14 protein-coding genes and 4 tRNA genes are annotated in these 13,898 nt (G+C 64.3%); 3 read left to right on the top strand and 15 right to left on the bottom strand.

The window, feature by feature from the left end; translation table 11 throughout:
* Positions 1-2: 2 nt before the first annotated feature.
* From murB to PSEMO_RS15575, 8 genes are all read right to left on the bottom strand, one after another.
* Positions 3-1,022, bottom strand: coding sequence for a UDP-N-acetylmuramate dehydrogenase (gene murB, locus PSEMO_RS15610; protein WP_075803882.1), 1,020 nt, complete (start codon positions 1,020-1,022; stop codon positions 3-5).
* Entirely contained in the window at positions 1,019-1,483 is a 465-nt protein-coding gene (locus PSEMO_RS15605) for a low molecular weight protein-tyrosine-phosphatase (protein ID WP_075803881.1), read from the bottom strand. Before PSEMO_RS15605 ends, murB begins: the two co-directional genes overlap by 4 nt.
* Entirely contained in the window at positions 1,483-2,247 is a 765-nt protein-coding gene (gene kdsB, locus PSEMO_RS15600) for a 3-deoxy-manno-octulosonate cytidylyltransferase (RefSeq protein ID WP_075803880.1), read from the bottom strand. Before kdsB ends, PSEMO_RS15605 begins: the two co-directional genes overlap by 1 nt.
* Positions 2,244-2,429 (bottom strand): Trm112 family protein, encoded by a 186-nt coding sequence (locus PSEMO_RS15595; RefSeq protein ID WP_045187141.1) that lies wholly within the window; start codon positions 2,427-2,429, stop codon positions 2,244-2,246. The genes kdsB and PSEMO_RS15595 overlap by 4 nt, the downstream gene beginning before the upstream one ends.
* A 37-nt stretch (positions 2,430-2,466) precedes the next feature.
* Complete coding sequence (gene lpxK, locus PSEMO_RS15590) at positions 2,467-3,477, bottom strand: tetraacyldisaccharide 4'-kinase (RefSeq protein ID WP_075803879.1); 1,011 nt, start codon at positions 3,475-3,477, stop codon at positions 2,467-2,469.
* Positions 3,477-3,908 carry an ExbD/TolR family protein gene (locus tag PSEMO_RS15585; RefSeq protein ID WP_009406888.1) on the bottom strand — a complete coding sequence of 144 codons (432 nt, stop codon included), beginning with the start codon at positions 3,906-3,908 and terminating at the stop codon, positions 3,477-3,479. Before PSEMO_RS15585 ends, lpxK begins: the two co-directional genes overlap by 1 nt.
* Positions 3,905-4,540 carry a MotA/TolQ/ExbB proton channel family protein gene (locus PSEMO_RS15580; protein ID WP_178392004.1) on the bottom strand — a complete coding sequence of 212 codons (636 nt, stop codon included), beginning with the start codon at positions 4,538-4,540 and terminating at the stop codon, positions 3,905-3,907. The genes PSEMO_RS15585 and PSEMO_RS15580 overlap by 4 nt, the downstream gene beginning before the upstream one ends.
* 63 nt (positions 4,541-4,603) lie before the next feature.
* The gene (locus PSEMO_RS15575) at positions 4,604-6,811 is read right to left on the bottom strand and encodes a DNA internalization-related competence protein ComEC/Rec2 (protein WP_075803877.1); all 2,208 of its coding nucleotides are present in this window, start codon (positions 6,809-6,811) and stop codon (positions 4,604-4,606) included.
* A gap of 144 nt (positions 6,812-6,955) precedes the next feature.
* On the opposite strand from PSEMO_RS15575, the gene PSEMO_RS15570 reads away from it, so the two are divergent.
* Positions 6,956-7,495, top strand: coding sequence for a DUF2062 domain-containing protein (locus PSEMO_RS15570; RefSeq protein WP_075803876.1), 540 nt, complete (start codon positions 6,956-6,958; stop codon positions 7,493-7,495).
* Here PSEMO_RS15570 and PSEMO_RS15565 read toward each other — a convergent pair.
* The 3 genes from PSEMO_RS15565 to PSEMO_RS15555 all read right to left on the bottom strand — a co-directional run bounded on the left by PSEMO_RS15565 (position 7,463) and on the right by PSEMO_RS15555 (position 9,940).
* On the bottom strand, positions 7,463-8,242 hold the full coding sequence (locus PSEMO_RS15565; RefSeq protein ID WP_075803875.1) for an ABC transporter permease: 780 nt from the start codon (positions 8,240-8,242) through the stop codon (positions 7,463-7,465). The two genes, PSEMO_RS15570 and PSEMO_RS15565, sit on opposite strands and share 33 nt — an antisense overlap.
* Positions 8,239-9,171: an ABC transporter ATP-binding protein gene (locus PSEMO_RS15560; protein ID WP_075803874.1), complete on the bottom strand. Its 933-nt coding sequence runs from the start codon at positions 9,169-9,171 to the stop codon at positions 8,239-8,241. The genes PSEMO_RS15565 and PSEMO_RS15560 overlap by 4 nt, the downstream gene beginning before the upstream one ends.
* Before the next feature lie 145 nt (positions 9,172-9,316).
* A complete protein-coding gene (locus tag PSEMO_RS15555) occupies positions 9,317-9,940 on the bottom strand; it encodes a glutathione S-transferase family protein (RefSeq protein ID WP_075803873.1) in 624 nt (207 codons plus the stop codon).
* Positions 9,941-10,117: 177 nt separating this feature from the next.
* On the opposite strand from PSEMO_RS15555, the gene PSEMO_RS15550 reads away from it, so the two are divergent.
* Positions 10,118-12,565, top strand: a complete 2,448-nt coding sequence (locus PSEMO_RS15550) for an acyl-CoA dehydrogenase (protein WP_075803872.1) — start codon at positions 10,118-10,120, stop codon at positions 12,563-12,565.
* 76 nt (positions 12,566-12,641) lie between these two features.
* Complete coding sequence (locus PSEMO_RS15545) at positions 12,642-13,052, top strand: PA2817 family protein (RefSeq protein ID WP_075803871.1); 411 nt, start codon at positions 12,642-12,644, stop codon at positions 13,050-13,052.
* Between the two features lie 208 nt (positions 13,053-13,260).
* Here the strand turns inward: PSEMO_RS15545 and PSEMO_RS15540 are convergent.
* The 4 genes from PSEMO_RS15540 to PSEMO_RS15525 all read right to left on the bottom strand — a co-directional run bounded on the left by PSEMO_RS15540 (position 13,261) and on the right by PSEMO_RS15525 (position 13,674).
* Positions 13,261-13,336: transfer RNA gene (locus PSEMO_RS15540), tRNA-Gly, on the bottom strand.
* A gap of 4 nt (positions 13,337-13,340) precedes the next feature.
* Positions 13,341-13,416: transfer RNA gene (locus PSEMO_RS15535), tRNA-Glu, on the bottom strand.
* A gap of 104 nt (positions 13,417-13,520) precedes the next feature.
* Positions 13,521-13,596, bottom strand: a tRNA-Gly gene (locus tag PSEMO_RS15530).
* A gap of 2 nt (positions 13,597-13,598) precedes the next feature.
* A tRNA-Glu gene (locus PSEMO_RS15525) sits at positions 13,599-13,674 on the bottom strand.
* Positions 13,675-13,898: the final 224 nt, after the last annotated feature.

Raw genomic sequence — 13,898 nt, 5'->3', positions numbered from 1 at the left:
CTTTAATACAGATTCGGCTCCATCTCGAGCTCGACACCGAACCGCTCGAGAATGTCGCCCTGGATCTTCTGTGCCAGCTCATGCAACTGCTCGCCAGTCGCCTGGCCATAGTTCACCAGCACCAGCGCCTGCATCTTATGCACCCCGGCATCGCCATCGCGATAGCCCTTCCAGCCCGCCTGCTCGATCAGCCAGCCCGCCGCCAGCTTCACCTGGCCGTCAGCCTGCGGATAAGCCACGACACCCGGGTGCCCGTCACGGATACCCTGGGCCAGCTCGGCACTGACCACCGGGTTCTTGAAGAAGCTCCCGGCATTGCCCAGCACCGCCGGATCCGGCAGCTTCTCCGCACGAATGCTGCAGATCGCTGCACTGACGTCACTGGCCGTCGCCTGCTCTATGCCCCGCTCCGCCAGGCGCTGGCGCACCGGGCCATAGTCCAGATGCAGCGGCGCTACCCGACTAAGGGCGAAACGCACCCGCAGAATGATCCAGCGCCCCGGATTACGTTTGAAGTAGCTGTCGCGGTAGGCGAAATCACACTCTTGCAGGCTGAAGTCGCGCAGGTCACCGGTCTGGCGATCCAGCGCGGTCAGGCCGGCGAAGACATCCTTGATCTCCACACCATAGGCGCCAATATTCTGCATCGGCGCCGCTCCGACAGTGCCGGGAATCAGACTGAGGTTTTCCAGACCGACCAGGCCTTGGGCCAGGGTCCACTGCACGAACGGATGCCAGGTCTCCCCCGCCTCCGCCTCGACCACCACCCGCTCGCCATCATCCGAAAGCACGCGGATGCCGCGGCTGTTCATGCGCAGGACCAGCGCGGTGACGTCCCGGGTCAGCAACAGGTTGCTACCACCGCCAATCACCAGGACCGGCAGGTCCTCGGTGGCAGCGTAGGCCAGCAGCTGACGCACCTCGTCGTCATTACGCGCCTGGGCAAAATGGCGCGCCTCGGCATCGATACCGAAGCTGTTGTAAGGCTTGAGGGAAACCTGCGATTCAACCTTGGCGCTCATAGCCGCCCCTTCAATTCGATGACCAGGCCGCGACAGGCCGCCTCGATCAGGTCGAGCACATGCTCGAAGCCCTGCTCGCCGCCATAGTAAGGATCCGGGACTTCGTCCAGCGCCCCTTCGTAGCGGCGCAGGAACAGGTCCAGCTCGGCACTGGCATGACCCGGACGCATCGCCTGCAGGTTGGCCAGGTTGCTCTTGTCCATGGCCAGGATCAGGTCGTAGCGATTGAAGTCCTCGACGCCGACCTGCTGCGCCCGTTGCGCCGACAGGTCATAGCCGCGCAACTGCGCGGCACGCCGGGTACGGCTGTCCGGGGGATTGCCGACATGCCAGTCGCCAGTGCCGGCTGACGCCACCTCGATCACTTCGGCCAGACCGGCTTCGGTCAACTGATGGCGCAGCACGCCCTCGGCAGTCGGCGAGCGGCAGATATTGCCCAGGCACACGAAGAGGACGCGCATCAGACCTCCAGCAAGCGCCGTACGCGCTCGAGGTCTTCCGCGGTGTCGACACCCACTGGCGGCGCTTCCAGGGCGTCGGCGACGTGAATGCGCACGCCATGCCAGAGGGCACGCAACTGCTCCAGGGCCTCGGTCTTCTCCAGCCAGCATGGGCCCCAGCCGACGAAGTCCTGAAGGAAGCCGGCACGGTAGGCGTACATGCCGATATGGCGGCGATATGGCACGCCTTCCGGCAGTTGCTCGCGCGTTTGCGCCAGCGCATCGCGGGCCCAGGGCAGCGGCGCACGGCTGAAGGTCAGGGCCAGGCCATTGAGGTCGGCAACTACCTTGACCACATTGGGATTGAACAGCGCCTCGACCGACTCCAGCGGCTCGCCGAGGGTGGCGATACCGGCTTCCGGATGGGCAGCCAGGTTGGCGGCCACCTGGTCGATGATCGACGGCGGAATCAGCGGCTCATCGCCCTGCACATTGACCACGATGGCATCGGCAGGCAGGCCGAGCGCCGCGGCCACTTCAGCCAGGCGGTCAGTGCCGGATTCATGGTCGGCACGGGTCAGCAGGACCTCGGCGCCAAATGCCTTGCAGGCCTCGACGATGCTCGCGTCATCGGTGGCGATGACCACGCGATTGGCGCTGCTCTTGCGTGCCTGCTCCCAGACATGCTGGATCATCGGCTTGCCGGCGATCAGCAGCAGCGGCTTGTTCGGCAGCCGCGTCGAGCGCAGGCGTGCCGGAATCACCACGGTAAAGGCCAGGCTCATTTGTCCAGGCGCTCGTCGTCGCTCAGGGTGCGGGCTTCGCTTTCCAGCATCACCGGGATGCCGTCGCGAATCGGGTAGGCCAGGCCGGCGCCCTTGCTGATCAGCTCGGTCTTGTCGGCGCTGAGCTTGAGCGGGCCCTTGGTGATCGGGCAAGCGAGGATATCGAGCAGTTTGGTGTCCATGGTTGTTCCTCAGGCCGGTGGCCGAAAACGAAAAGAATCAGGGCTGCCGGACGTTCGGCAGCAGGCGTGACAGTTGCGCGTCGAGCCAACCCACGAAGGCCGGCGACGGCTGCGCGTCCACGGCAAGATACCACCAGTCATCCGCCGCGAAACTGCGGCATTTGACAGCATCCTTCTCGGTCATCACCAGCGGCAAAGACGGCGTGAAGGCCAGGGCTTCGGCGCTGAAGGCGGCATGATCGGCGAAGGGATGCTCGACCGGCTTCCAGTCCAGTCCGCGCAGGGTATTGAAGAAGCGCTGCGGGTTGCCGATCCCGGCCACCGCGTGCAGGGCCTGCCCGGCAGGGAAATGCGTCAGCGGGCGACGCTCGCCGCTGCGCAGATTGACCAGCGCAGTGGGCTGGAGGGTAAAGGCAAAACCGTCATCGCGATCGGCCGTGGCGCCGTTGTAGAGCAATGCATCCACCTCGGCCAGACGCTCGACCGGCTCACGCAGCGGTCCGGCCGGCAGGCAACGGCGATTGCCAAGGCCGCGGGCGGCGTCGATCAGTACCAGTTCCAGATCCCGGGCCAGGCGGTAATGCTGCATGCCGTCGTCGCAGAGGATCAGGTCCAGCGGCTCGGCCTCGAGCAGCGCGCGCACGGCCTGGGAACGGTCCGGATCGATCATCAGCGGCACGCCGCTGCGCTGCACGATCAGCAAGGGTTCATCACCCGCGTGTTCAGCCGGCTGCTCGGCCCGCACCCGCCACGGCAACTGCGGCGGCTTGGCCCCGTAGCCACGGCTGACCACGCCCACCTTGAGCCCGCGCTGGCGGCAATGCTCGATCAGAAAGAGGATCAGCGGCGTCTTGCCGGTGCCGCCGACGGTGATGTTGCCCACCACCAGCACCGGCACCGGCGCGCGATAGATCATGCCCTCGCCCGCCAGGAAGCGCTGGCGCTTGCCGCGCACCACCTTGCGGTACAGGGCTTCGAGGGGCGACAGCAGGGCGAGCAGCGGATGGCCCTTGTACCAGGCCTGCAGCAGACGGTCGGAGAAGGCCATCAGGGCGTCCCCGGCGCCGCCTCGACCGTGGTCATGCGCAGATGGCTGAAGCCGAGCTTGCCGGCCGCGTCCATCGCTGTGACCACCGCCTGGTGCGGGGTCTTGCCGTCGGCGCTGATCGCCAGCGGCAGCTTGGTGTCACCACCGGACTCCTTCTGCAGGGCCTCGGTCAGGGTCGCCAGGTCGCTCTTGGGCAGCAGGTGGTTGTTCACCGAATACACACCCTCGGCGCTGATGGTGATTTCCACCAGCTTCTGCTCGGACTCGGGCATCGGCGCGCCGCTGGACGCTTCCGGCAGCTCGACGCGCAACTGGGTTTCGCGGGTGAAGGTGGTGGTGACCACGAAGAACAGCAACAGGATGAACACCACGTCGATCAACGACGCCAGGTTGATATCCACGTTCTCGCGTTGCTTGCGCCGGAATTTCACGCCTTGCCCTCGGCCAGATCGACGTCACGGTCGCCCTGCAGTACTTCGACCAGCTTGATCGCCTCCTGCTCCATGCCCACCACCAGTTCATCGATGCGGCGCTGCAGGAAACGGTGGAAGAATACCGCCGGGATACCCACCATCAGGCCGGCCGCCGTGGTGATCAGTGCCTTGGAGATACCACCGGCAAGCACGGCGGCGTTGGCGGTCATGCCCGAGCCCATGAACGAGCTGAAGATGTCGATCATCCCCAACACGGTGCCGAGCAGGCCCAGCAGCGGCGCCATCGCAGCGATGGTGCCGAGGGCGTTGATATAGCGCTCCAGCTCATGGATGACGCGGGCCGCGGCTTCCTCGATGCACTCCTTCATGATCTCGCGACCATGACGGGAGTTGGCCAGGCCGGCCGCGAGGATCTCGCCCAGGGGCGAATCGGCGCGCAGTTCCTTGAGTTTATCGGTAGTCAGCTGCTTGTCCTTGATCCAGCGCCAGACCTGGCCAAGCAGGTGCGGCGGGGTCACGCGGGCAGCACGCAGGGTCCACAGGCGTTCGGCGACGATAGCCATGGCAGCGATGGAACTCAGAATGATCGGCAGCATCATCCAACCACCGGACTTGACCAATTCCCACACAGTAAGGACCCCCTCGGAAAAAGTCCTGCACTCTACCATAGGGGCCGTGACTGCCGAAGGTTGTCATGTCGGTTCGCGCCAGAATCTGCGCTGCTCGCGCAGGCCACGGGGGACACTGGAACTGCCGAGGCGCAGATGCACGGCGCCGAGCAGCGCAGTGTCGTAGGTGGCGATCTGCCTTGCGGCGTAACGGGCCATGACGAGGGGCGACGGATGACCGAAGCCGTTGTGGCGGCCACGGGAGATGAACACGCCACGCGGGCGCAGGACATCGAGGAAGCGCGCACTGGAGGAGGTGCGACTGCCGTGGTGCGGCGCCTGCAGCCAGTCCACCGGACCTGCCTGGGGGCCTTGCAGCCAGGCGTCCTCGGCGAAGCGGTCGATATCACCGGCCAGCAGCAGGGTTTCGCCGGAGGCTTCCACCTTCAATACGCAGGAATGCTGGTTGCTGTCATCTGCATCCGCCCACTGCCACAGGGAAAAGCGCACATCGTCCCACTCCCATGCCTCGCCGCTCGCGCAAGGATCCTCCGCCTCGCCCGGCTCGCCAGCGATCACCCGGCGCACTCGCAGGCCGCGCTGTACCGCCAGCGCACCTCCGGCATGGTCGGCATGGGCGTGGCTGATCAGCATCAGGTCCAGTTGGCCAACGCCAAGCTTGAGCAGGCTCGGCAGCACGACGCGCTCGCCAAGGTCCACCTCGCCGCGCACCGGACCGGCGTCGTAGAGCAGCGCATGCCCTCGGGTTCGCAGGAAGAAGGCCTGCCCCTGGCCGACATCCAGTTGCCAGACATCCACCTGCCCCGGCGGAAGCGCCTCGCGCGGGCTGAATCCGGCCAGCAACAACAAGGGCCAGCCCAGCACGCGCATCGGCAGGCCGGCGGGCAACAGCAGCAGAACGGCACCGATACAGACCAGCAGCCAGCTCCACAGCGGCAATGCCGGAGGAATCCAGGCCGGACGCCAGGCGGCCATCCCGCCGAGCAGATCGAACAGCCAGCCAAGCAGACCGCCCGCCAGCCACAGCAAGCCTTCGCCCACGACTGGCAGCGGCAACAGCACCGTTCCCGCCAGGGCCAGCGGCAATACCAGGATGCTCAACCAGGGCACCGCGAACAGGTTGGCCAAGGGCGCGCCAAGACTGACCGGCAAACCCAGCACCAGCAGTACCGGGAGCAAGCCGATGGCGATAAACCATTGCACCCGCCCCCAGGCCAGCCAGATCGGCCAGGCCCCCAGTCGACCGCTGAGCACCATCACCAATACCGCCACTGCGGCGAACGACAGCCAGAATCCCGGCAGCAAGGCGGCCAGCGGCTCGAACAGCAGCACGCCATTGGCCGCAATCAGCACTGGCCAGGCAACGCCCAGGTGGCGAAAGCGCAAACGCCAGAGCAGCACCACCGCCAGCATGATGCAGGCGCGCTGTACCGGGACCTGGAACCCGGCCAGCAAGCCATAGCCGAGGGCGGCGGCAAAGGCCAGGCCGCATGCCCAGGGTAGCCAGGGCTGGCGCCGCGGCCACCAGCCGAGACGAAACAGCATGACCACCAGGCCATAGACGAGCCCGGCGAGCAGGCCGATATGCTGGCCGGAAATCACCAGCAGGTGCACGGTCCCGGTGGCTTGCAGCACATTCCAGTCCTCCCGTGCCAGCCCGGCCCCGTCACCCAGGACCAGGGCGGCGAGCGCGGCCTCGCGACCCTGCGCATCAGTCGCCAGCAAACGCTGGCGGATGCCGTCGCGCCAGGCACCGCTGGCCGGCACCAGAAGCTCGCCGTCCTTGACCGAACCCAGGGCACCGATGCCGCGGGCCAGTAAAGCGGCTTCGCTATCCAGGGCATGGGGATTGAGCAGCCCCTGCGCACGCTTCAGGTTGACCGCCAGGCGCCAGTGCTCACCGCTGTTGACCGGCGGGCCGTCCTGCCACGTCAGCCGCACCCGCTGCGGCAGTTCGGCACGGCGCGACCGGGGATCCTGCAACTCGAAACGGACCCGCCCTCCATCCTGCTCCGGCAAACCCACCACCCGTCCCTCGATCCACAAGGTACGGCCATCCAGTTCACGCGCCAGACGATCATCCAGCGCACTCTGCGCCGACAGGCTGGCCCAGCACAGCCCGAAAAGGAAAAAAGCCAACGGGAAAACACGCCGCCACAGGCACAAAAACCCCAGCACCGCGAAGATCACCAGCGCACCGACAGACGGCAACACGGGCAGAAAGACCGGACACAGAAGCCCGGACAAGAGCGCCAACATCCTTGTGCGCATGAGCCCAACCCCGGAGAAACACAAACGACCCAGCAGGCTTAGTCCATGCCGGGGCAGGGCTCACTTATTAATTGTCACAAAGTCTGAATGGGCACAGTTTGTAATACGTGCATACTTGCCCCCTTTCGACCGCCGAGACCCCACATGCCGCGTCGACTTTTCAAACGCTACATGCCCGATCCGACGAGCATCCGGGAACACAAGTCCTTACGATTTCTCGGTCGGTTGCTGCATGACGCCAACCTCTGGCACCTGAATCGCCATTCCGTGGCCCGGGCCATGGGCGTGGGGATCTTCGCCGCGTTCATCCCGATGCCGCTGCAGATGCTCCTGGCCGCTAGCCTGGCGGTGCTGGTGCGCGGCAACATGCCGATCGCCGTCAGCCTGGTCTGGCTGACCAACCCCATCACCATGCCACCGGTGTTCTATTGCACCTACCAGATGGGCGCGTGGCTGATGGGCATCCCGCCGCGCACCCTGCCCGAGGAAATCACCTTCGACTGGATCACCGAGCAGCTGTCGACCCTGTGGCAGCCGTTCCTGCTGGGTTCGGTGGTGTGTGGCGTGCTGCTCGGCGCCCTCGCCTACTGTCTGACCATGCTCTATTGGCGCTGGTGGGTGGGCAGGCAGTGGCGCCGGCGCAAGGCCAAATCAGCTGCGCATTCCGCGCCCGCTGATCAGTAGGCGCACGCAGCCGAAATACAGCACGGCGGTCGCTACCAGCATGAAGGTAATGGCCACGCCGATCCTGATGTCGGACACGCCGAGGATGCCGTAGCGGAACGAGTTGACCATGTGCAGCACCGGGTTGGCCAACGACACGGTCTGCCAGAACGGCGGCAACAGGTTGATCGAGTAGAACACCCCGCCCAGGTAGGTCAGCGGCGTCAGGACGAAGGTCGGGATGATCGAGATATCGTCGAAGTTGCGCGCGAACACCGCGTTGATGAAGCCCAGCAGGGAGAAGATGGTGGCGGTCAGCACCACCACCAGCACGGTAATCCCCAGGTGGTGCACCTGCAGATGGGTGAAGAACAGCGACAGCATGGTCACGATCACGCCCACCGCCAGGCCGCGCAGTACACCGCCCAGGGTGTAGCCGATGAGGATGATGTGCGGCGACACCGGCGAGACCATCAGCTCCTCGATCGAGCGCTGGAACTTGCTGCCGAAGAAGCTCGAGACCACGTTGCCGTAGGAGTTGGTGATCACCGACATCATGATCAGCCCCGGCACGATGTACTCCATGTAGCTGAAGCCACCCATGTCGCCGATCTGCCGGCCTATCAGGTTACCGAAGATGACGAAGTACAGGACCATGGTGATCGCCGGGGGCAGCAGGGTCTGCGGCCAGATCCGCGTGAAACGGCGTACTTCGCGATAGACGATGGTGTTGAGGGCGACCAGGTTGGCGCGCAGTTCCGAGCTCATATCGCCACCTTGGACAGATTCTTTTCAACCAGGGACACGAACAGCTCCTCGAGACGGTTGGTCTTGTTGCGCAGGCTGGTCACCTCGATGTTCTGCAGGGCCAACTGGCCGAACAGCGCGGTGATGCCCACATCCTTGTCCACCTGGACTTCCAGGGTATGGGCATCGATCAGGCGGCACGGGTAGCCAAGCAGTTGCGGTGCCTGGGCCAGGTCATGCCTGAGGTCGAGGACGAAGGTCTCGACATGCAGCTTGCCCAGCAACTGACGCATGCTGGTGTTCTCGACGATGGTGCCGTGGTCGATGATGCCGATATTGCGGCACAGCTGCTCGGCCTCCTCGAGGTAGTGCGTCGTGAGGATGATGGTGATGCCCTTCTGGTTCAGCTCGGTGAGGAAGCTCCACATCGACCGGCGCAGCTCGATATCCACGCCGGCGGTGGGCTCGTCGAGGATCAGCAGGCGCGGTTCGTGGATCAGCGCACGGGCGATCATCAGGCGGCGCTTCATGCCGCCGGACAGCGAGCGGGACGGCACGTCGCGCTTGTCCCACAGGCCCAACTGGGTCAGGTACTGCTCGGCGCGCTCCCTGGCGAGCTTCGCCGGGATGCCGTAGTAACCCGCCTGGGTCACGACGATATCGAAGGTCTTTTCGAACTGGTTGAAGTTGAACTCCTGCGGCACCACGCCAATGCTGCGCTTGAGCGCGGCGGGCTGGCGATCGAGGTCATGGCCGAAGACGCTGACGCTGCCGCTGGTCTTGTTCACCAGGGTCGAAAGAATGCCGATGGTGGTGGATTTGCCGGCGCCATTGGGGCCGAGCAAAGCGAAGAAGTCACCTTCGGCGACATCCAGGTCGATGCCCTTGAGGGCCTGGAAACCGTTGCCGTAGGTCTTGGTTAGCTGCCGGATGGACAGGGCTGAACTCATAGCGGGTCTGTGTACCGTTGGAATTGTTCGGAAAATCAGGCGGTGCCGGACGTACCGGTCACGAGTAATGTGGCCATGGTGCTGGCCTTGGCCACACAAGTACAGTCAACACTATCGATATTAACTATCGAACCGGGCGAAGCGATCAGGTCAGCGCGGTCATCACCGCGGCCTGATAGGCCGGACGCTCGCGCAGGCGCTCGTACCAGGCGCGCAGGTGGCGCATCTCGGGACGCTCGATAGGCATCTCGAACCAGGCGTAGACGAAGCAGCCCAGGGGAATATCACCCATGCCGACTTCCGCGCCGGAAAGGTACGGCTGCGAGGCCAGGGCCTCATCGGCGATCGACAGCAGGTTGGCGCAGGACTTGTGCGCGGCGTTGATCGCCACCCAGTCCTGCTGCTCCGCCGGCGTGCGCAGGATGCCCCAGAACAGCGGGCGGAACGGCGTGGCCAGGGACGAGGTGGTCCAGTCCATCCATTTCTCCGCCTTGGCCCGCACCACCGGATCCTCCGGGTACCACGGCGTGCCCGGGGCGTGCTTGGCGCCCAGGTAGCGCACGATGGTGTTGGACTCCCAGAGCACCAGGTCGTCATCCTCGATGGTCGGCACCACGCCATTGGGATTGAGCGCCCGGTAATGTGGCTCGTTGACCACGCCAAAGGCACCGCCGGCATCCACCGCCTGGTAATTCAGCCCCAGCTCTTCCGCGCACCACAGCACTTTGCGTACGTTGCTGGAATTTTTCCGACCCCAGATCTTGAGCATTTTTTACATCCTGTTACCTGCAAGGGAGGCCCAGTCTACCCCAGCACGGCGCCCAGGCAATCGCCGCCGAACTCCTCCGGAAAGCTCCTGTCACTGTTCAGACGAGGCCGTTACGCCCAGAGCAACTACGCTCTGACGGATGTCCTGACACGTGAAAGGTTTCCAGGAGGAAAGACTATGTTGCTGTTGTGGTTGCTTGTGCTCGTACTCGGGGCCGCCTGGCTCGCCCATCGGCGGACACCGGCCCTGCCTGCCCTGGCCGTGGTGGCGGTGTACGTGATTGCCATGGGTATCTTCTCCCGGGCGCCGGGCTGGCTGACCTTCCTGCTGCTGCTGGTGGTCGCGGCCATCGCCCTGCCCCTTCTGCTCCCGGACCTGCGCCGCAAGTTCTTCAGCGCACCGCTGTTCGCCTGGTTCCAGCGCACCCTGCCGCCGATGTCGGTGACCGAGCGCGAGGCCATCGATGCCGGCACGGTGTGGTGGGATGGCGAACTGTTCAGCGGCCGGCCGAACTGGGACACCCTGCTGGGCTACTCGAAATCCGAACTGACTGCGGAAGAACAGGCCTTCATCGACGGCCCGACCGAAGAACTCTGCGCCATGGTCAGCGACTGGCAGATCGGCCAGGACATGGACCTGCCACCGCAAGCCTGGGAACACATCAAGACCCACGGCTTCTTCGCCCTGATCATTCCCAAGGAATATGGCGGCAAGGGTTTCTCCGCCTACGCCCACTCCCAGGTGGCAATGAAGCTGGCCACCCGCAGCGGCGACCTGGCGTCCACCGTGATGGTCCCCAACTCCCTCGGCCCGGCCGAACTGCTGCTGCACTACGGCACCGACGAACAACGCAACCATTACCTGCCGCGCCTGGCCCGCGGCGATGAGATCCCCTGTTTCGCCCTGACCGGACCGCTGGCCGGCTCCGATGCCGGTGCTATGCCGGACACCGGGATCATCTGCAAGGGCCAGTGGAAAGGCGAGGAAGTCATCGGCCTGCGCCTGAACTGGGAAAAGCGCTATATCACCCTGGGACCGGTCGCCACCCTGCTAGGCCTGGCCTTCAAGGCCCATGACCCGGAACATCTGCTCGGTGACCAGGAAGAACTGGGCATCAGCCTGGCGCTGATCCCCACCGATACACCCGGCGTCGAGATCGGCAAGCGCCACCTGCCCCTGGGCGCGGCCTTCATGAACGGCCCCAACGAAGGCAAGGACGTGTTCATCCCCCTGGACTACCTGATCGGCGGCCAGGAGATGCTTGGCAAGGGCTGGATGATGCTGATGAACTGCCTGTCGGTGGGTCGCTCGATCTCCCTGCCGGCAGTGGGCACCGGGGCGGCCAAGTTCACCAGCCTGGTCAGCGGCCAGTACGCGCAGATCCGCGAGCAGTTCAACGTGCCGCTGGCGGCGTTCGAAGGCATCCAGGAGTCCCTGGCACGCATCGGCGGCAACGCCTGGCTGATGGACAGCGCCCGCCTGCTCACCGCCAAGGCCGTGGACCTGGGCGAGAAACCCTCGGTGCTGTCGGCGATCCTCAAGTACCACCTCACCGAACGCGGCCGCGAATGCATCCAGCACGCCATGGATATCCACGGCGGCAAGGGCATCATCATGGGCCCGAACAACTACCTGGGGCGCAGTTGGCAGGGGGCGCCGATCTTCATCACCGTGGAAGGCGCCAATATCCTTTCGCGCAACCTGATGATCTTCGGTCAGGGCGCGATCCGCTGCCATCCATTCGTGCTCAAGGAAATGGCCCTGGCCGGACGCGAGGACCGTGACCAGGCGCTGCGGGAGTTCGACCAGTTGCTGTTGCAGCACGTCGGTTTCGCCGTAGGGAACGCGGCCAGTACGCTGGTGCTTGGCCTGGGCCTCGGGCATTTCGAGAAAGTCCCGGGTGATCCGCTGAGCCAGGGTTATTTCCGTGCGCTGAACCGCCAGGCTGCGGCCTTCGCCCTGCTTGCCGACCTGTGCATGATGCTGCTGGGCGGTGAGCTCAAGCGCCGCGAACGCCTGTCGGCGCGACTGGGCGATGTGCTCAGCTACCTGTACCTGGGTTCGGCAGCACTCAAGCGCTATCACGACCTCAACTCGCCCTCGCACCTGCAACCACTGCTGCGCTGGGCCATGGAGGAAAGCCTCGGCCAGGCGGAACAGGCGCTGGACCGTCTGCTCGACAACTTCCCCAGTCGCCTGCTCGGCTGTGCGCTGCGGGTGATCGTGTTCCCGTTCGGGCGCCGGCACACCGGGCCGAGCGACGAGCTGGACGCGGAGATTGCCGCCTTGATCGGTCGCGGCGCTGGCGATCCGGCACTGGAGGCCTTGCTCGCCGGGTGCTATCGCCCGACCGATCCACAGGACCCGGTCGGGGCACTGCAACACGCCAGCGCGTTGCTGACTGACAGCGCCGAGGCCCACAAGAACCTGCGCCATGCCTTGAAGAAAGGCGAATTCACGGTGAATGCCGGCGAATCGCTGATCGACGCGGCGGTGCGCAGTGGCGCTCTGGACACAGCGCAGGCGGAGAAACTACGTGCGGCCGAAGCGGCGCGGCGCAAGGTCATCGATGTCGATGCCTTCACCAAGGAGGAGTTGCTGCCGAGCGCCGGCAAGGTGCGCTGATCGTCATCCGACCGGGACATCGGGCGCGGGGAGCCGTATACTCCCGCGCCCGTTTTTGCTTTAGAGGATCGCCAGCATGGCCAATGCACACCTGGACTACCACCTCGTCCTGCTCAACCACCTGCGCAGCATCCTCGCCGCCCTGGGCGAAGCCGAGCAGGTCCCGGAAGAAAGCCACGGACTGTTTCTCGAGCGCTTCGACGAACTGCTGGAACAACTGCCGCAGGATCCACTGGAAAGCCAGTACCTGGGCCAGGACCTGATGTGCCAGGTCATTCAGCGTTATCCACAGATCGCCCACCTGGTCCCGCGGGACCTGTTGTGGTTCTTCGGCGGTGACTGCCTGCACTTCATGCCGGATGAAGAGCTGGACCTGTATCAGGAACTGGAAGAGCGCCGTTACGCCGCCGAGCAGAACGACGAGCCGTTCGACTGGAACCAGGAGAAGCAGTTGCTGAGCATGTCCGAGCAGGACAGCAAGCACTAAGCAACTGAGCAAAAGCACGACGCGGACCCTGTGGGAGCTGGCTTGCCAGCGATAGCGATGGTGAATTCACTACCGTAATCGCTGGCAAGCCAGCTCCCACAGGGTCCGCGCCGCATTTATGAATTGTGTTTTTCAGCAGAAACGAAAAAAGGACCCGAAGGTCCTTTTTTCTTGGCTACCCGACCCGAAGATCCAGTAGCGCCATATTTGGAGCGGGAAACGAGACTCGAACTCGCGACCCCGACCTTGGCAAGGTCGTGCTCTACCAACTGAGCTATTCCCGCATATTGGCGTCCCCTAGGGGACTCGAACCCCTGTTACCGCCGTGAAAGGGCGGTGTCCTAGGCCACTAGACGAAGGGGACTCTTCCTGAAACGACTTTCGTTCATTTCAGTGACCAGCATCAGAAGCATGGGCCTCGATACTGGATTTTTACAAGCCCCGCCGTTAAGCGAAGCCTTTGTAAACTGGAGCGGGAAACGAGACTCGAACTCGCGACCCCGACCTTGGCAAGGTCGTGCTCTACCAACTGAGCTATTCCCGCATTGGCGTCCCCTAGGGGACTCGAACCCCTGTTACCGCCGTGAAAGGGCGGTGTCCTAGGCCACTAGACGAAGGGGACACGCTACAACTTTTCACTCCCTGCCGCGTTTCGCTGTGTGCTTTACGCTGCAAGTGGCGCGCATTCTAGGGATGCTTTGAGAGGTCGTCAACCCCCAAATAGAAATTTATTTAAATCAATGACTTCGAAGCGTTTTCAGACTTCCGGGCAGCCCCCGCCCTCTTGTTTCCAGCAGCCATGCCGACACAGAAAAAGCGGAGATCCTGTTGTCCAACTGTGACTCA

Origin of the sequence: Pseudomonas putida, assembly GCF_001941965.1 — a bacterium.
GTDB lineage: Bacteria > Pseudomonadota > Gammaproteobacteria > Pseudomonadales > Pseudomonadaceae > Aquipseudomonas > Aquipseudomonas putida_L.
The sequence above is the reverse complement of the archived record's forward strand: the minus strand, read 5'-3'. Positions and strand labels throughout refer to the sequence as shown.